Source organism: Streptomyces sp. NPDC088387 (genome assembly GCF_044753385.1).
Classification (GTDB): domain Bacteria; phylum Actinomycetota; class Actinomycetes; order Streptomycetales; family Streptomycetaceae; genus Streptomyces.
Genome location: NZ_JBIVNC010000005.1, coordinates 420,905 through 437,498, shown reverse-complemented (window position 1 = coordinate 437,498; position 16,594 = coordinate 420,905). Strand labels below are relative to the sequence as shown.

The window sequence follows — 16,594 nt, the reverse complement described above, 5'->3', positions numbered from 1 at the left end:
CGGCGGGTGGTCAGCGGGCCGGCGCGACGTCCGTCCAGTGGACCGTCTCGTCGCACCAGCGGTCCAGGAGCACCTGGTCGTGACCCACGGCCAGCAGACCCGCGCCCGTCGCGGCCCGGTAGTCCTCGACGGCGGCGACCAGCGCGGCCGTCGTGGACGCGTCCAGCATCGCCGTCATCTCGTCGCAGATCAGCCAGCGGGGGCGCAGCACCAGCGCGCGGGCCAGACAGGCGCGTTGCAGCTGCCCGTCACTGACCTCGTGCGGGCGCCGGTTCAGCAGATCAGGGGTGAGCCCCACCGTCGGCACCAGCTCGGCGATCCGCGCGGACGTCTCGTCGCGGCGGCCCGTCGCCCGCAGCGGCTCGGCGATCAGGTCCGTCAGCCGCAGCCGCGGGTCCGCCGACATACGGGGCTGCTGGAACACCACCCCGAACGCGGTCCGCCGGGACCGCGGGGCGCTGTGCCGCCAGCGGGTCACGGGGTCGCCGTCCACGATCACCGTGCCGGCGTCCGGGCGGTGCAGCAGCGCGGCGACCCGGGCCAGCGTCGACTTGCCGCAGCCGCTCGGGCCCAGCAGACCCAGCGCGCGGCCGGGTTCCACGGTCAGCGAGGCGTTCCGCACGACCGGGGCCGGGCCACCGTATCCGGCGGTGATGGCGCGAAGCTCAAGCACGGAGGTCCTCCGGTACGTACGGGTGGTGGCAGGCCGTGCCGTCGGTCACCGGCGGAAGGGCCGCGCAGACGTCCGTGGCGCGCTCGCAGCGGCCGGCGAAGGCACAGCCGTCGGGCAGGTCGCCGAGCTCGGGCGGCATACCCGGGACCGGGGTGAAGCCGCGGTCGGGGAGCGCCTGGAGCAGGCCCCGGCTGTACGGGTGTCGGGGGCCCGGCATGCCGAAGAAGGCGTCGGCGTCGGCGAGTTCGACGATCCGGCCCGCGTACATCACCGCGACCCGGTCGGCGACGCGCTCGGCCGCGGCCAGGTCGTGGGTGATGACCAGCAGCGCGCGTCCGGCGCCGCCGTCGACGTGGCGGCGCAGCTCGTCGACCGTGTGGTCGACGAGGTCGCGGTCGAGCCCGGTGGTCGGTTCGTCGGCCAGCAGCAGCGGCGCGTCACCGACGAGGGCGAGCGCGGTGGCGGCCCGCTGGGCGAGACCGCCGGAGAGCTCGTGCGGATGGCGGTCCAGATGGTCCGCGGGGAACGCGGCACGCTCCGCCGCCCGGTCGGCCGCTTCCCGTACGGCCTTCCGCCCGCGGACCCCGGTGAGTGCCGTGACCGTCTCCGCCATGTGGGAGCGGACCGTGCGCACGGGCGTCAGATGGGCCGCCGGGCTCTGCGGGATCAGCCCGACCATGCGGCCGCGTACCGTGCGGGCCAGCGTGCGTTCGTCGGCGGCGAGCAGATCCAGCGCGCCGAGCCTGGCCTCGCCCCGCGACTGCGCGTTGGCCGGCAACAGGCCCAGCAGCGCCGACGCGAGCACCGACTTGCCGCAGCCGCTCTCGCCGACCAGCGCCAGGCACTCGCCGGCCGCCACCTCGAAGTGCGCGTCGGTGACGGCCGCGATCCGGCCGCCGCCCGGCATCAGGAACCGCACCGACAGCCCCCGCACGGAGAGCACCGGCTCCCGCCGCTCCACCCCGGCACCGGCGTCGGCCGCCACCTCGACCTCGACCTCGGTCTCGCTCACAGCATCAGCTCCGATCGGCGGCGCGGATTGATCCGCTCCCGCCACGCCCCGGCGAGCCCGGCGATGGCGAGGGTGGGGACGATGATGAACAGGCCCGGGAAGAGCGTCGGCCACCACTGCCCGGCCAGCAGCGAACTGCGGGCGCCCTGCACGAGCGTGCCCAGGCTGGCCGTGTGCGTGGGCAGCCCCAGGCCGAGGAAGGACAGCGCCGACTCGTGCCACATGGCGTGCGGCACCATCAGTACGGCGGCCAGTGCGGCCTGCGGCAGCACCGCGGGCAGCAGATGCCGGACCGTCACCCGCCACCGTGACGCGCCCCCGGACACCGCGGCGTCGATGTACGGCCGCGAGCGCAGGGAGAGGACCTCCGCGCGCACGATCCGGGCCGTCGACAGCCAGTGGGTGAGCGCCACCGAGATCACCACGGGCCACACTCCGGGCCGGAACATGGCCACGATGAAGATGCCGAGCAGCAGATGCGGCACCGAGGCGATGGTGTCGACGACCCGCATGACACCCCGGTCGACCCAGCCGCCAAGCGCGCCCGCGGTCGCGCCGACGGCCGTGCCGATCACGGTCGCCGTCAGCGCCGCGGCCACCCCGACCAGCAGCGAGACCCGAAGGCCGTAGACGCAGCGCACAAGCAGATCGCGGCCCACGTCGTCGGTGCCGAAGGGGTGCGACCAGCTCGGCGGCAGCAGCTTCGCGGCCAGGTCGACCGCCTGCTCGTCGAGCTGCACCAGCGGCGGCACGAGCAGGACCGCCAGGACCGTCGCGATGACCACGGCGGCCGAGACCCGCACCCGTACCGTCCGGGTGGAGCGCCGGTCGGTGCCGTACGAGCGCCAGACCGCCGGTCCGCCCCGCGGTTCGGCGGCCTTTGCCGCCGGTTCACATGTCACTGAACTTCACCCTCGGATCGAAGAGGCCGTAGAGCACGTCCGCGAGCAGGTTGCCGAGGAGCACGGCAGCCGTGGCCAGGGTGGTGAGCGCGGCGAGCAGCGGGAAGTCGACGGCGGTGGCCGCCTCCACGGTGGCGGCGGCGATACCGGGCCAGCTGAAGACGGTCTCCACCAGCAGGGCGCCGGTGATGAGTTCGGGCACCCGGGAACCGACCAGGGTGAGCACCGGCAGCAGCCCGGAGCGCAGGGCGTGCCCGAGCAGCACCGTGCGCTCGCTCAGCCCCCGGGCGCGGGCGCCCCGGACGGGGTCCTCGGCGAGCGCGTCGCCGACGCCCTGGCGGACGTAGAGCGCGAACCAGGGGAGCTGGGAGATCGCGAGCACCCCGGCGGGCAGCACGATGTGGCTTGCCACCTGGCCCGCGGTGACCTGCTCGCTGGCCGTGTCGGTGAGGCCGCCGGCCGGGAGCACGTCCAGCTGGAGGGCGAAGAGCCAGACCGCGAGGAGCGCGACCCAGAAGACGGGGGCCGCCTCCAGTGAGTAGGCGAGGGAGGTGACGGTCCGGTCGACGAACGAGCCGGGGCGGCGGGCCGCCAGCACACCCAGTGCCGTGCCGGCCAGCACGGCCACCAGGAAGGCGACCGTGCACAACAGGGTGGACCACACGAGGCGTTCGCCGATGACCTGGGCGACCGGCTGCCGCATCACGCTGGACTGGCCGAAGTCGCCGCCGAGGGCGGAGGTGAGCCAGTCCCACCAGCGGGTGACGAACGGCCGGTCGACACCGAGGTTCTCCCGCAGCCGGTCCAGGGTCTCCGCGTCCGCGCCGAGTGCGGCGGTCCCGGCGTAGGCCCGCACGGGGTCGAAGGGGGAGGCGGCGGCCACGGCGAAGACGCCGAAGGTGACGACCAGCAGGACGGGGGCGGCGAACAGCAGCCGCCGCCCGGCCAGCCGGGCCATCGCCCCCCAGGGCAGCGGCCTCACTTCTCCGACTGCTTCGGCTGCCAGGTCTCGAGGTTCCACCACGGGCCGCTGGAGAAGCCGTGCTCGTGCGGCTCGACCTGTGTGGTCAGTCCGTCCCAGCGGTCGGCGAGGACGTACACGTGGTCGATGTGGGTGAGGAAGGTGTACCCCGGGTTCTTCACCAGCTCGCGCTGGAGGGTGTCGTACGCGCCCTCGCGGGTCTCCGGGTCCCGGCTCTCGCGGGCGGTGTCGAGCGCCTCGTCGACGACCGGGTTGTCGTAGCGGGCCATGTTGTTGAAGCCGTCGCCGGCGAGGGACGAGTGGAGCAGGGTGTAGAGACCGAAGTCGGGGTCGCCGGTACTGCCGAAACCGGCCAGGACCGCGGTGTCCTTCATCCGCGGCTCGATGACCTCCCAGCTCGCGCTCTCCACCTTGACCTCGATGCCGGCCTTCTTGGCGTCGGAGGCGTAGGCGAGGGCGTGGTCCTGGCGGACCTTGTCGCCGGACGGGTAGAGCAGGCTGAAGGACGCCTTCTGGCCGCCCTTGGCGCGCACGCCCCCGGCGCCCGGCTTCCAGCCCGCCTCGTCCAGGATCCGCCCGGCCTCGGTGAGGTCCCGCTCGCGCTCGATGCCCTGCGCGAACCAGCTGTCGCCGACGGGCAGCGGCCCGTACGCGGGGGTGCCGGCGCCGTCCAGGATGCTCCTGACCATGGCCTCGCGGTCCACGGCGAGGTCCAGCGCCCGGCGGATCGCGGTGTCGCCGGTGACCTTGCCGGCCGTGGGCAGGGTGACCGCCCGGAAGTCGTACGTCTTCGCGTCGTAGCGCTTGCGCGCGCTGTCGTCGTCGAAGGTCGCGGCCAGGTTCGGCGGCAGGACCGCGCCGTCGAGGTCGCCGGAGCGCAGCCGGGTGGCGCGCACGTCGTCGTCCTCGATGATCGCCATGGTGACCGTCTTCACCTTCGGCGCGCCGCCCCAGTAGTCGGGGTTCGCCTTGAAGGTGAGCTTCTCGCCCTTGCTCCAGGACGACAGCACGTACGGTCCCGTACCGACCGGCTCGGTGTTGAAGGCACCGGTGTTGGGGTCCTGCCCGCCGGCCATGTGCTCCGGCACCACGGGCAGCACGGTCCGCCCGGCGAAGGGCGCGTAGGGGTACTTCAGCGTGAAGACCACCGTGTCACCGCCCACCGCCGCCACGTCCTTGATGGCGTCGAGCTCGCTGCGGTACGTGTTGTTCGTCCTGGCGTCGAGGATCGTGTCGTACGTGAACACCACGTCGTCGGCGGTGAGCGCCTCGCCGTCGCTGAACCGCACCCCGTCGCGCAGCGCGTACGTGTAGGTCAGGCCGTCGGCCGAGATCTCGGGCAGCGCCTTCGCCAGCGCCGGGCGCAGCTTCAGGTCGGCGTCGAGGGCGAGCAGTCCGTCGAAGACCTTCGAGTTGCCGTCCTTGCCATAGCCGAGCAGCGGGCTGAGGGTGTCGGGCTCGGAGGCCACCCCGATGACGACGGAGTCGGCCGCCGCGCCGCCCTCCGTCCCGTCCCCGGGTGCCGAACAGGCGGCCACGCCGGTCAGTAGCGCTCCCGCGACCGCGGCCGCTGGTATCCGTCGGTTCGGCATGGATCTCCCGCTCTCTTGCCCTGATGGTGCTGTTGCATATTAATTGCAGGTAAGGGCGGGTCAATGCAATGGTCAAGGATATGGGCGTCGGCCCAGGTCAGACCTGTTCGGCCCCCGTTCGCCCGGTGGTCCGCGGTGCGTATCGCCCCGGCCACTCCTCCTCGCGCGTGCACACATCTGGTCTGCATGTACATGTCTGAGCTACCTTCGGTAACACCCTGCTCGGGGAGGTGCTCCGGCCTCCTCCGCCGCAGGGTGCCTTCACGTCTCCGCACTTTCCGCTTCCCTCCGGAAGGCAGCCCATGGAGAACCTCGCACCTCGCCCGAGCAACCCGGCCGCGGACACCGGCGCCTCCGGGGACACCGCGGACACCGGGGACACCGGGCTCAGCCGTCGGCACGCGCTCACCGTCGCCGGCGGAGTGCTGGCCGGCGTGGCCCTCTCCCAGGCCGTGGCGCCCACCGCCTTCGCGGCCGCCGGCGGATCCGCGGACGCGGACGCCATCGTCGTCGGCGGTGGCCTCGCCGGACTGGTCGCCACCGCCGAACTCGCCGCCGCCGGACGCCGGGTGCTGCTGCTCGACCAGGAGCCGGAGTCGAACCTGGGCGGCCAGGCGTTCTGGTCGTTCGGCGGGCTCTTCCTCGTCGACTCCGCCGAGCAGCGGCTGATGGGCATCAAGGACTCGCGCGAACTGGCCTGGCAGGACTGGCTCGGCACCGCCGGATTCGACCGGGGCGTCGACGACCCCACCGGCCAGGACCACTGGGCCCGCCAATGGGCCGAGGCCTACGTCGACTTCGCGGCGGGCGAGAAGCGGTCCTGGCTGTACGGGCTCGGGGTGCGCTGGTTCCCGATCGTCGGCTGGGCCGAGCGGGGCGGCGGCCTCGCCGACGGACACGGCAACTCCGTGCCGCGCTTCCATGTCACCTGGGGCACCGGCCCCGCCGTCATCGAGCCGTTCGAGAAGAAGGTCCGGGACGCCGTCCGGGCCGGCCGCGTCACCTTCGGGTTCCGCCACCGGGTGGACGAGCTGATCGTCAGCGGCGGTGCCGTCACCGGCGTCCGCGGCGCCGTCCTCGAACCGAGCAACGCGGCCCGCGGCAAGCCCAGTTCCCGTACGGTCGTCGGCGACTTCGAACGGACCGCGCCCGTGGTGATCGTCACCTCCGGCGGCATCGGCGCCGACCACGATCTCGTCCGCCGCAACTGGCCCGCCCGGCTCGGCACCCCGCCCAAGTCGATGATCACCGGTGTGCCCGCGCACGTCGACGGCCGGATGCTCGCCATCACCGAGAAGGCCGGCGGCCGGATCGTCAACCCCGACCGGATGTGGCACTACACCGAGGGCCTCAGGAACTACGAACCGATCTGGCCCGGCCACGGCATCCGCATCCTGCCCGGCCCCTCGTCGATGTGGTTCGACGCGACCGGCAGACGCTTCGGCACCCCCGACATCCCGGGCTACGACACCCTGCACACCCTCAAGTCGATCACCGACACCGGCTACGACTACTCCTGGTTCGTCACCACCCAGAAGATCATCGCCAAGGAGTTCGCGCTCTCCGGCTCCGAGCAGAACCCCGACCTCACCAACAAGGACGTCCTCCAGCTGCTGTCCCGGATCTGGCAGACACCCGAGCCGATCGAGCGGTTCAAGAACAAGGGCGAGGACTTCGTGGTCGCCGAGACCCTCCCTCAACTGGTCGCCGGGATGAACAAGCTGACCGGGACCAGCCTCATCGACGCGGACTCGCTGAAGCGGCAGATCGAGGCCCGGGACCGCGAGATCGACAACCCGTACACCAAGGACGTCCAGGTCATGGGCATCCGCAACGCCCTCGCCTACGCCGGTGACTCCCTGAGCCGGACCGCGGCCGCGCACAAGATCCTGGACCCGTCCGCCGGGCCGCTCATCGCCGTACGCCTCAACATCCTCACCCGCAAGACGCTCGGCGGGCTCCAGACGGATCTCTCCGGCCGGGTCCTGGACGCCTCCGGACAGCCGGTCGCCGGGCTGTACGCGGCGGGCGAGGTCGCCGGCTTCGGGGGCGGCGGAGTCCACGGATACCGGTCCCTGGAGGGCACGTTCCTCGGCGGATGCCTGTTCTCGGGGCGCGCGGCGGGCCGGGCGGCGGCGGAGGCGACGGGCGGGTAATAGGTCAGTGCAGGGTGGGGGCGGGGGGCGGTGAGAGGCAGGAGCCGGGTGGGGGTGGGGGTGGGGCGGGTGGTGCCGGCCGCGTCCTCACCCGCGGGGCCCTCAGTCCTGGTCCCCGCCGAACGCCCGCAGGATCCGTTCCGCCGCCAGGGTCGCCGTCAACTCGCCCGCCCTGACCGCCCGTTCCAGCTCGGGTGCCAGCTCCCGGACCTTCGGGTCGGCGTGCAGCCGGCCCAGCAGTTCGTCACGGACCATGGTCCACGTCCAGTCGACCTGCTGGTCCCGGCGCTTGGCGGCGAGCCGTCCCGAGGAGTCCAGCAGGGTGCGGTGCTGTTCGAGCCGGTCCCAGACCACGTCGAGGCCGGCCGACTCACGCGCGCTGCAACTGAGCACCGGCGGCGTCCAGAAGGGGTCCTTGCCGTGCATCAGCCGCAGTGCGCCCGCCAGTTCGCGCGCGGCGGCACGGGCGTCGCGTTCGTGCGGGCCGTCCGCCTTGTTGACGGCGATCACGTCGGCCCGCTCCAGGACACCCTTCTTGATGCCCTGCAACTGGTCGCCGGTACGGGCGAGGGTGAGCAGCAGGAAGGTGTCGACCATGTTGGCGACGGCCGTCTCCGACTGGCCCACACCGACCGTCTCGACCAGCACCACGTCGTAGCCGGCGGCCTCCATCACCACGATCGACTCACGGGTGGCCTTGGCGACCCCGCCGAGCGTGCCGGCGGTGGGGGAGGGGCGGACGAAGGCCGCCGGGTCGACGGCGAGGCGCTCCATCCGGGTCTTGTCGCCGAGGATCGAACCACCCGTACGGCTCGACGACGGGTCCACCGCCAGGACCGCCACCCGGTGCCCGAGCGCGGTCAGCATGGTGCCGAACGCGTCGATGAACGTCGACTTGCCGACCCCCGGCACCCCGCTGACGCCGATCCGCCGCGCCCGGCCGCTGTGCGGCAGCAGCTCGGTCAGCAACTCCTGGGCCAGCGCCCGGTGCTGCTGCCGGGTGGACTCGACGAGGGTGATCGCGCGGGCCACGATCGCCCGCTTGCCGTCGAGGACGCCCTTCACATAGGTGTCAAGGTCGATCACAGCTCGTGCCCGAGGTCGGCCGACAGACGCTTGACCAGGTCGTACGCCGCGTCCGGGATCACCGTCCCCGGCGGGAACACGGCCGCGGCGCCCATCTCCAGGAGGGTGGGCACGTCCTGCGGCGGGATCACCCCGCCGACCACGATCATGATGTCCTCGCGGCCCTCGGCGGCCAGCTCCTCCCGCAGCGCCGGCACGAGCGTGAGGTGCCCCGCGGCCAGCGACGAGACACCGACGATGTGCACGTCCGCCTCCACCGCCTGCCGGGCCACCTCGGCCGGCGTCTGGAACAGCGGGCCGACGTCGACGTCGAAACCGAGGTCGGCGAACGCGGTCGCGATCACCTTCTGGCCGCGGTCGTGGCCGTCCTGGCCCATCTTGGCGACCAGGATGCGCGGACGGCGGCCCTCGCCCTCCTCGAAGGAGTCGACGAGCGCGCGGGTGCGGTCGACGGACGGGGACTCGCCGGCTTCGTTGCGGTACACACCGGAAATCGTACGGATCTGGCTCGCGTGCCGTCCGTACACCTTCTCCAGCGCGTCGGAGATCTCACCGACGGTGGCCTTCGCGCGGGCCGCGTTCACCGCCAGCTCCAGCAGGTTGCCCTCGCCGCCGGCCGCACGGGTCAGCGCGTCCAGCGCGTCCCGGCAGACCGTGTCGTCGCGCTCCTCGCGCAGCCGCCGCAGCTTCTCGATCTGCTGGGTGCGCACGGAGGAGTTGTCGACCTTGAGGACGTCGATCTGCTCGTCCGTCTCCACCCGGTACTTGTTCACACCGATCACCGGCTGCCGGCCGGAGTCGATCCGGGCCTGGGTGCGGGCCGCGGCCTCCTCGACGCGCAGCTTCGGGATGCCCGCGTCGATCGCCTGCGCCATGCCGCCCGCCTGCTCGACCTCCTGGATGTGCTGCCAGGTGCGGCGGGCCAGGTCGTAGGTGAGCTTCTCGACGTAGGCGCTGCCGCCCCACGGGTCGATGACCCGGGTGGTGCCCGACTCCTGCTGGATCAGCAGCTGGGTGTTGCGGGCGATGCGCGCGGAGAAGTCGGTGGGCAGCGCGAGGGCCTCGTCGAGCGCGTTGGTGTGCAGCGACTGCGTGTGCCCCTGGGTGGCGGCCATCGCCTCCACACAGGTGCGCGTCACGTTGTTGAAGACGTCCTGCGCGGTCAGCGACCAGCCCGACGTCTGCGAATGGGTGCGCAGGGAAAGCGACTTGGAGTTCTGCGGGTCGAACTGCTTGACCAGCCGCGCCCACAGCAGCCGGGCCGCGCGCAGCTTGGCGACCTCCATGAAGAAGTTCATGCCGATCGCCCAGAAGAAGGAGAGCCGGGGCGCGAACGCGTCGACGTCCAGGCCCGCCTCACGGCCCGCGCGGATGTACTCGACCCCGTCGGCCAGCGTGTACGCGAGCTCCAGGTCGGCCGTCGCGCCCGCCTCCTGGATGTGGTAGCCGGAGATGGAGATCGAGTTGTAGCGGGGCATCCGCTGCGAGGTGAACGCGAAGATGTCGGAGATGATCCGCATCGACGGCTTCGGCGGATAGATGTACGTGTTGCGGACCATGAACTCCTTGAGGATGTCGTTCTGGATGGTCCCGGCCAGCTTCTCCGGCGGCACACCCTGTTCCTCGGCGGCGACGATGTACAGCGCGAGCACCGGCAGCACCGCGCCGTTCATCGTCATCGACACGGTCATCCTGTCCAGCGGAATGCCGTCGAACAGCTGGCGCATGTCGTAGATCGAGTCGATGGCCACGCCCGCCATGCCGACGTCACCGGTCACGCGCGGGTGGTCGCTGTCGTAGCCGCGGTGCGTGGGCAGGTCGAAGGCGACCGACAGGCCCTTCTGGCCTGCGGCGAGGTTGCGCCGGTAGAAGGCGTTGGACTCCTCCGCGGTGGAGAACCCCGCGTACTGCCGGATCGTCCAGGGCTGGTTGACGTACATCGTCGGGTACGGGCCGCGCAGATACGGGGCGATGCCCGGGTAGGTACCGAGGAAGTCCAGGCCCTCCAGGTCCTGGCCGGTGTAGAGCGGCTTGACCGCGATGCCCTCCGGGGTCTCCCAGAGCAGGTCGTCGCCGTCGCCGGCCTTCTTCACCGCCGTACGCCACTCGTCGGGGCCGCCGTCGGCGGTCGGCACGCCGAGGTCGATCCCGGAGAAGTCGGGGACGGTCATCACGACACTCCCATGCGGTCGAGGGTGGCGGTGAGCACGGCGACGGCGTCACAGCCGGCGAAGACATAACTGTCGACACCCGAGTACTGCCCGGGGCGGCCCGCGAGGAACACATACGCGGCGCCCGCGGCCCGCAGTTCGGCGGCGACGGACTCGGCCTGCTCCTCGTACAGCGTGTCGCTGGAGCACAGACAGACCTCGCGCGCCCCGCTGTCGGCGAAGGCGCCCCCGGTGACGGGCTCGATGCCGCCCGCCTGGAACAGGTTCGCGGCGAAGGTGAGCCGGGCCGTGTGCGCGGCGGCCGGGCCGAGCGCCGCCAGATGGATCCGGGGGCGGGCGCCGGTCGCGGCGAGATGGGCGTCGGAGCGGGCGCGCAGCGCCTCGAACGCCTCGTCGCGGCGCACCCGGGGCAGACCGCCGGACGGCTGCTCGGGCGCGGGCTCGCGCACCACGGGTTTCTCGGCGAGGTTCGGGAACTCGCTGACGCCCGTGACGGGTTCGCGGCGCTTGGCGAGCTTCTTCGAGCGCACGGCCCAGGTCTCGGCCAGCCGCTCGCGCACCATGCCGGACCGCAGGGCGGCCGCCTGTCCGCCGGCCCGCTCGATGTTCTGGAAGAACTCCCAGCCCGCGTGGGCCAGTTCGTCGGTGAGCCGCTCCACGTACCAGGAGCCGCCCGCCGGGTCGATCACCCGGGCCAGATGGGACTCCTCGACGAGGATCGTGGAGGTGTTGCGGGCGATCCGGCGCGCGAACGCGTCCGGCAGGCCCAGCGCGTGGTCGAACGGCAGCACGGTCACCGCGTCGGCGCCGCCCACCCCGGCGGCCAGCGTGGCCACCGTCGCCCGCAGCATGTTCACCCACGGGTCGCGGGGCGTCAGCATCACCGTGGAGGTCACGGCGTGCTGCACCTGCCGTCCGGAAGCGCCGCACACCTCGCCGACCCGCGCCCACAGCCGGCGGGCCGCGCGCAGCTTGGCGATGGTCAGGAACTGGTCGGCGGTCGCCGCGTAGCGGAACTCCAGCTGGTCACAGGCCTGTTCGACGCTCAGCCCCGCCGCGGTCAGCTCCCGCAGATACGCCACGCCGGTCGCGAGCGAGGCGCCCAGCTCCTGACCGGCCGAGCCGCCCGCCTCGTGGTACGGCAGCGCGTCGACGGTCAGCGCGCGCAGCCCCGGGTAACCGTCCGCGCACCGCCTCGCGAGCGCGGCCACCGGCCCGGTGTCGTACGTCCGCCCGGTGCGGGCCTCGTGACCGAGCGGGTCGGTGCCCAGGTTGCCGCGCAGCGCCTGCGGCGCGACGCCCTGCTCCTCGGCGACGCGGAGCAACTCGTCCGCGGCGGCGGCCACTTCGGTGCCGGCTTCGAGGACGACCGGCGCGAGGTCGAGGTAGACGCCGTCGAGCACCGCGCCGAGCGCGGAGACCGGGACGCCGGCGTCGCCGACGACCAGCCACAGCTCGGTGACGCCGTTCTCCAGGTCGCTCAGGACGGCACGGTTGTCGGCCGCCGCGTGGCGCTGGCGCACCCCCCAGCCGCCGGTCGTGCTGCCCTCGGCCCGGCCACCGCGGACGAACGGGGCGAACCCGGGCAGGCCGGGGTCGGGCGCGGCGTCGCGCGCCGTGTAGAGGGGGCGGGTGGTGAGCCCGTCCTCCAGCTGGGTGGAAAGGGCGTCCTCCGCCGCGGCTCCCGAGACTTCCTTGCCCGACTTGCGCAGGACACCCTCGACAAGGCGCTGCCACTGCTCGTGCGTAGCTTCCGGGAACTCGGCGGCCAGGGAGAGCCCGTCGTCAGGCAGGACCGTCATGCCGGGGATGCTAGGTCAGATCGACGACACAGCAGCAGAGGACGCGACTGTGACGTTGTTCTCCTAGGGGGTGTGACGTGCTCCTCTCGGGGTGCGGCTGGGGTGGGAGGGGCTGCTGTCTGGGGTCCACCGGGGTTGCCGCGGCCACCCCGGCCGGCGGTACGGCCACCGGCACTCCGCCGCCGGACCGTCGTACGGATGCCGGGGTCGGACCGGGGTCCCGCGCCCCGAACCGCGTTCCGGGACCGTCCGTCACGGCTCCGTCGAGCCCACCGGCGTGAGCGCCGCCAGCTCCTCCGGCGTCAGGGGCCCGCGCTCGCCCTCCGCCAGGAGCCCCCGCGCCCGCAGCAGCCCGGCCACCGCCACCCCCCACGGCAGCCGCAGCCCGGCCCCCGCCAGCAGGTCCGTGCGCGCGAGCAGCTCCGCCACCGGACCCGTGTGCGCGCCGGACGGGGTGAGCAGGGCCGCGTCGTCCGCCCAGCGCAGCGCGAGGTCCACGTCATGGGTGGCCATGACGACGGTCGTGCCGCTCGCCCGCAGCCCGTCCAGCGTGGCGAGCAGCCGCTCCTGCCCGTCCGGATCGAGCCCGGCGGTCGGCTCGTCGAGGATCAGCACCCGGGGCCGCATGGCGACGGCCCCGGCGATCGCGGTCCGTTTGCGCTGGCCGTAGGAGAGCAGATGGGTGGGCCGCTCGGCGAGGGCGGAGATGTCGAGGGCGGCGAGCGCCTCGTCGACCCGGGCCCGCACCTCGGCGTCGGAGAGCCCGAGGTTCAGCGGCCCGAAGGACACGTCCTGTCCGACCGACGCCGCGAACAACTGGTCGTCCGGGTCCTGCACCACCAGCTGGACGCTGGTCCGCAGCCGCGTCAGCCCCCTGCGGTCGTACGACACCTTCTTCCCGTCGACCGTCAACTCCCCGGCGTGCGGCCGCAGTCCGCCGCTGAGCAGCCGCATCAGCGTGGTCTTGCCACTGCCGTTGCGGCCCAGCAGCGCCAGCGCCCGGCCCGCCCGGACCTCGAAGTCGAGCCCGGTGAGCACGGCGGGCCCGTCCTCGTAGGCGAAGGACGCGCCCCGCAGGGCGACGAGAACGGGCTCGCTCATGACAGCGGCCTTTCCAGTACGAGGGCCAGGGCGGCCAGCGCGAGCAGCAGCGCGACGCTCACGACCGTGAAGGGCACCGAGACACGGGCCTCCGGGACGAGGACCCGCAGCGTGCCGTCGTAGCCGCGTCCGGCGAGCCCGGACTGGAGGCGGGCCGCCCGGTCGAAGGACCGGACGAACGCGGTGGCGCCGAGCCCGGCCAGCGAACGCCACTGGGCGGCCCGGGTGGTGTGGCCGAGCCGCGCGGCCTGCGCGTCCCGGATCCGCCGCACCGAGTCGAGCAGCAGAAAACTCATCCGGTACGTCACCAGCGCCACGTCCACCACCGGCGCGGGCACCCCCGCCCGGATCAGCCGGGGCAGCAGGTCGGACATCGGCGTGGTGAACGCGAACAGCAGCACGCCCAGCGAGGCCGCCGAGGTCCGCAGCAGCAGCTCACCGGCGCGCACCGGCCCGTCGTCGGCGAGCGCGAGGAATCCGCCGCCCCCGCCGACCTGGACGAGCAGCGGCAGCGCGCCGGTGACACAGAAACCCAGCGGCACCCGGTAGGCCCGCCACAGCTTGCGGCCCGGCACCCCGGCCGGACCCAGCAGCACCACCAGCGCGGTCACCAGCACCAGGGCCGCGCCCGGCCACGGCGGCAGCGAGATCGCCAGCACCGTGAGCCCCAGCCCGAGCACCGCCTTGTCCACGGGGTGCCGGCGGCGCCAGCGGCTGCTGTGCGCCGCCGCGTCGATCGGCAGCACGCCGGCTCAGACCTGCCCGGCCGGACCGGCTGCGCTCCCGCTCGGCTCCGCGTCACCGGCGGCCGGGGTCCGGGCGCCGGGGGTCCCGGCACCGGTCGGTCCGGCGCCGCGCAGCGCCCGCTCCTCACCCTGCCGCCGGCCGCGCCGGATGCCGAAGTAGTAGGCGAGCACACCCGCGCCGAGCGCCGCCTGAAGGGCGAACAGCGCGGACTCGATCTCCCCCGACGGCGGTTCGTACAGCGGCGAGAACCAGGGCTCGTAGTCGGGGTCGATCTCGGTGATCGCCGTCTCCGCCTCCGCGTCGGCGCCCGTGAACGGCTCCTCCTTGTGGTCGCCGAGACCGAACACCAGCGGAATCACCGCGAGCGCGGCCACCGCGAGCAGCAGCAGGGCGTTGATCCTCGTGTTGCGCTTCATCGGGCCGCCACCGCCTCCTGCTTCGCACCCTTGGTCAGCAGCACCCCCAGCCGGGTCAGCTCACCCTTGCTGGACTGCACGAGCAGCCGCATCACCAGCACCGTGAGCAGGCCCTCGCTGACCGCGAGCGGGATCTGGGTGACGGCGAAGATGGAGCCGAACTTGCCGAGCGCGCCCAGGAACCCGCTGCCCGGGTCGGGGAAGGCGAGCGCCAGCTGCACACTCGTCACGCAGTACGTGGAGAGGTCGGCGACGAACGCGCCGAAGAACACGGCGGGCATCAGCGGCACGTCGAAGCGCCGCAGCACCTTGTAGACGGCGTACCCGGCCCACGGTCCGACGATCGCCATCGAGAAGACGTTGGCACCGAGTGTGGTCAGACCGCCGTGGGCGAGCAGCAGCGCCTGGAACAGCAGGGTGATGGTGCCCAGGACCGCCATGATCGGGGGCCGGAACAGGATCGCGCCGAGGCCGGTGCCGGTCGGGTGGGAACAACTCCCGGTGACGGACGGCAGCTTCAGCGCGGACAGGACGAAGGTGAAGGCTCCCGAGGCTCCGAGGAGCAGAGTGCTCTCCGGGTGCTCCCTGACCTCACGGGTGAGAGAACGGACTCCGTGGACGACGAACGGCGCCGACGCTACGCCCCAGGCGATCGCGTGCGCCGGAGGCAGAAAACCCTCGGCTATGTGCATGGCTCAGCAGACCCTCTCCAGCACCTCGTGGATGGACGACGCACCTTGGCCGGTCTCCTGGCTGACGGGTACCACCGCCCGTGCTCCGCCTTCCCGGGCCGGACCCCGTCGTGGTGAGACGGAGGCTGTTCCCAGTGGCTGCCCCTGAGGGCTGGAGCCGGACTTCCCGATCACAGTGGCGAGGGCCGCACCGGCATCACACCGGATTTCCCGTTCACCAAGGCGTGGCGACAGTAGTGCGCGGATCGGGGTGGTGACAAGCGGGGCATCGGGGGCGCATCGAGGGCGCACGCCCGCGATGACGTCAGGGTTTCGGCATCGCCCGCCGGGCCCACGGGGCAACCGGAACACGCCCGACCGGGCCCCGCAGGCGCGGGACCCGGTCGGGGAGGGGATCAGCCGGGGAGGGCGTCAGCTGGGACGGGCGTCAGCTGGGACGGGGGTCAGCTGGGGGAGGGGGTCAGCCCACCTGGCCGCTCGGCGGTGCCGAAGGGGTCGGGCTCGGTGCCGGGTTGGCCGTGCGCACGTTGAGGTCCGGGCGCGGTTCGAGCACCAGGACCGGGGTGCCCGGCTGCGGGGGCGGCGGGGTCAGCTGGTCCTTGGGCAGGTTGGGCGGCGCGGTCTGCTGGAAGTTCACCTGCTCGTGGTTCACCATCCCGGTCTTCTCCAGGATCGTGATGTGGTCGAGCACGGTGTCGTTGGCGAGGTCGGCCAGCTGACGGACCAGCGAGTTCCGGGTCGTACCGCGTATCTTGGCGACCACCGGGAAGATCTGACCGTGCGTCACCCGCATGATCTGGGTCGCGGTCGAGTCGAACGTCTTGCCGTTCTCCGCCGCCGCCGTCTGTACGAACTGCTGCTGCTGCGGGCTCGCCTGGTTCGGCAGCGTGATGTTCAGCTGCGGGGCGATCTCACGGCACAGCTTGTCGAGTCCGGCGTGACCGACGATCAGATGCGCGCCGGCCTCCTTCATCTCGGGCGTGGTGCCCTTCTCCATGGTGATCTCACCCAGCGGGTACTCCCAGAGCCCGGCGGCCCGGACCTTCACCACGAAGTCACGGTCCGCCTCGGTGAGCGGCCCCCACTGGGTGTTGGCGATGATCCGGTTCTGGTCACTGGACGTGTTCTCGACACCCAGCATGGCCGGATAGGCGAGTGCGGTGAGGGTCAGACCCATGGCACCGAAGACGAAAAGGCTTCCCACCTTGGTGCGTGAGATGGGCATGCGACCTCCTGACGGGAACGATTCGTACGACAGTAGA

At 72.7% G+C, this 16,594-nt stretch carries 14 protein-coding genes and 1 riboswitch; of the genes, 1 reads left to right on the top strand and 13 read right to left on the bottom strand.

Going from position 1 to position 16,594, the window contains the following annotated elements:
* Positions 1-10: 10 nt before the first annotated feature.
* The 5 genes from ACIQAC_RS16625 to ACIQAC_RS16605 form a co-directional block, all read right to left on the bottom strand.
* A complete protein-coding gene (locus tag ACIQAC_RS16625) occupies positions 11-673 on the bottom strand; it encodes an ABC transporter ATP-binding protein (RefSeq protein ID WP_402191492.1) in 663 nt (220 codons plus the stop codon).
* The gene (locus ACIQAC_RS16620) at positions 666-1,580 is read right to left on the bottom strand and encodes an ABC transporter ATP-binding protein (protein ID WP_402191771.1); all 915 of its coding nucleotides are present in this window, start codon (positions 1,578-1,580) and stop codon (positions 666-668) included. Before ACIQAC_RS16620 ends, ACIQAC_RS16625 begins: the two co-directional genes overlap by 8 nt.
* 101 nt (positions 1,581-1,681) lie before the next feature.
* Positions 1,682-2,587, bottom strand: a complete 906-nt coding sequence (locus ACIQAC_RS16615; protein WP_402191490.1) for an ABC transporter permease — start codon at positions 2,585-2,587, stop codon at positions 1,682-1,684.
* Positions 2,577-3,545, bottom strand: a complete 969-nt coding sequence (locus ACIQAC_RS16610) for an ABC transporter permease (RefSeq protein WP_402191769.1) — start codon at positions 3,543-3,545, stop codon at positions 2,577-2,579. Before ACIQAC_RS16610 ends, ACIQAC_RS16615 begins: the two co-directional genes overlap by 11 nt.
* Positions 3,546-3,565: 20 nt before the next feature.
* On the bottom strand, positions 3,566-5,161 hold the full coding sequence (locus ACIQAC_RS16605; RefSeq protein ID WP_402191487.1) for an ABC transporter substrate-binding protein: 1,596 nt from the start codon (positions 5,159-5,161) through the stop codon (positions 3,566-3,568).
* A 302-nt stretch (positions 5,162-5,463) separates the two neighbouring features.
* On the opposite strand from ACIQAC_RS16605, the gene ACIQAC_RS16600 reads away from it, so the two are divergent.
* A complete protein-coding gene (locus tag ACIQAC_RS16600) occupies positions 5,464-7,317 on the top strand; it encodes an FAD-binding dehydrogenase (protein ID WP_402191485.1) in 1,854 nt (617 codons plus the stop codon).
* A gap of 102 nt (positions 7,318-7,419) precedes the next feature.
* On the opposite strand, the gene meaB is transcribed toward ACIQAC_RS16600, so the two are convergent.
* The 8 genes from meaB to ACIQAC_RS16560 form a co-directional block, all read right to left on the bottom strand.
* Positions 7,420-8,403, bottom strand: coding sequence for a methylmalonyl Co-A mutase-associated GTPase MeaB (meaB, locus tag ACIQAC_RS16595; protein WP_402191483.1), 984 nt, complete (start codon positions 8,401-8,403; stop codon positions 7,420-7,422).
* Complete coding sequence (gene scpA, locus ACIQAC_RS16590) at positions 8,400-10,574, bottom strand: methylmalonyl-CoA mutase (RefSeq protein WP_402191481.1); 2,175 nt, start codon at positions 10,572-10,574, stop codon at positions 8,400-8,402. Before scpA ends, meaB begins: the two co-directional genes overlap by 4 nt.
* Entirely contained in the window at positions 10,574-12,376 is a 1,803-nt protein-coding gene (locus ACIQAC_RS16585; RefSeq protein WP_402191479.1) for a methylmalonyl-CoA mutase family protein, read from the bottom strand. Before ACIQAC_RS16585 ends, scpA begins: the two co-directional genes overlap by 1 nt.
* Positions 12,377-12,628: 252 nt before the next feature.
* Positions 12,629-13,477 carry an energy-coupling factor ABC transporter ATP-binding protein gene (locus ACIQAC_RS16580; RefSeq protein ID WP_402191476.1) on the bottom strand — a complete coding sequence of 283 codons (849 nt, stop codon included), beginning with the start codon at positions 13,475-13,477 and terminating at the stop codon, positions 12,629-12,631.
* A complete protein-coding gene (gene cbiQ, locus ACIQAC_RS16575; protein WP_402191474.1) occupies positions 13,474-14,223 on the bottom strand; it encodes a cobalt ECF transporter T component CbiQ in 750 nt (249 codons plus the stop codon). The genes ACIQAC_RS16580 and cbiQ overlap by 4 nt, the downstream gene beginning before the upstream one ends.
* A gap of 6 nt (positions 14,224-14,229) precedes the next feature.
* Complete coding sequence (locus tag ACIQAC_RS16570) at positions 14,230-14,640, bottom strand: energy-coupling factor ABC transporter substrate-binding protein (protein ID WP_402191471.1); 411 nt, start codon at positions 14,638-14,640, stop codon at positions 14,230-14,232.
* On the bottom strand, positions 14,637-15,332 hold the full coding sequence (locus ACIQAC_RS16565) for an energy-coupling factor ABC transporter permease (protein ID WP_402191469.1): 696 nt from the start codon (positions 15,330-15,332) through the stop codon (positions 14,637-14,639). The genes ACIQAC_RS16570 and ACIQAC_RS16565 overlap by 4 nt, the downstream gene beginning before the upstream one ends.
* A 29-nt stretch (positions 15,333-15,361) precedes the next feature.
* Positions 15,362-15,569: riboswitch (cobalamin riboswitch) on the bottom strand.
* A 223-nt stretch (positions 15,570-15,792) separates the two neighbouring features.
* Entirely contained in the window at positions 15,793-16,557 is a 765-nt protein-coding gene (locus tag ACIQAC_RS16560) for a DUF4142 domain-containing protein (protein ID WP_402191467.1), read from the bottom strand.
* Positions 16,558-16,594 lie beyond the last annotated feature (37 nt).

What these genes read in the sequence shown, in the direction of transcription:
- ACIQAC_RS16610 (WP_402191769.1), bottom strand. Translation starts at nt 3,545, where the DNA reads ATGGCCCGGCTGGCCGGGCGGCGGCTGCTGTTCGCCGCCCCCGTCCTG.
- ACIQAC_RS16620 (WP_402191771.1), bottom strand. Translation starts at nt 1,580, where the DNA reads ATGCCGGGCGGCGGCCGGATCGCGGCCGTCACCGACGCGCACTTCGAG.
- ACIQAC_RS16605 (WP_402191487.1), bottom strand. Translation starts at nt 5,161, where the DNA reads ATGCCGAACCGACGGATACCAGCGGCCGCGGTCGCGGGAGCGCTACTG.
- ACIQAC_RS16580 (WP_402191476.1), bottom strand. Translation starts at nt 13,477, where the DNA reads ATGAGCGAGCCCGTTCTCGTCGCCCTGCGGGGCGCGTCCTTCGCCTAC.
- ACIQAC_RS16560 (WP_402191467.1), bottom strand. Translation starts at nt 16,557, where the DNA reads ATGCCCATCTCACGCACCAAGGTGGGAAGCCTTTTCGTCTTCGGTGCC.
- ACIQAC_RS16585 (WP_402191479.1), bottom strand. Translation starts at nt 12,376, where the DNA reads ATGACGGTCCTGCCTGACGACGGGCTCTCCCTGGCCGCCGAGTTCCCG.
- scpA (WP_402191481.1), bottom strand. Translation starts at nt 10,574, where the DNA reads ATGACCGTCCCCGACTTCTCCGGGATCGACCTCGGCGTGCCGACCGCC.
- ACIQAC_RS16565 (WP_402191469.1), bottom strand. Translation starts at nt 15,332, where the DNA reads ATGCACATAGCCGAGGGTTTTCTGCCTCCGGCGCACGCGATCGCCTGG.
- ACIQAC_RS16600 (WP_402191485.1), top strand. Translation starts at nt 5,464, where the DNA reads ATGGAGAACCTCGCACCTCGCCCGAGCAACCCGGCCGCGGACACCGGC.
- ACIQAC_RS16570 (WP_402191471.1), bottom strand. Translation starts at nt 14,640, where the DNA reads ATGAAGCGCAACACGAGGATCAACGCCCTGCTGCTGCTCGCGGTGGCC.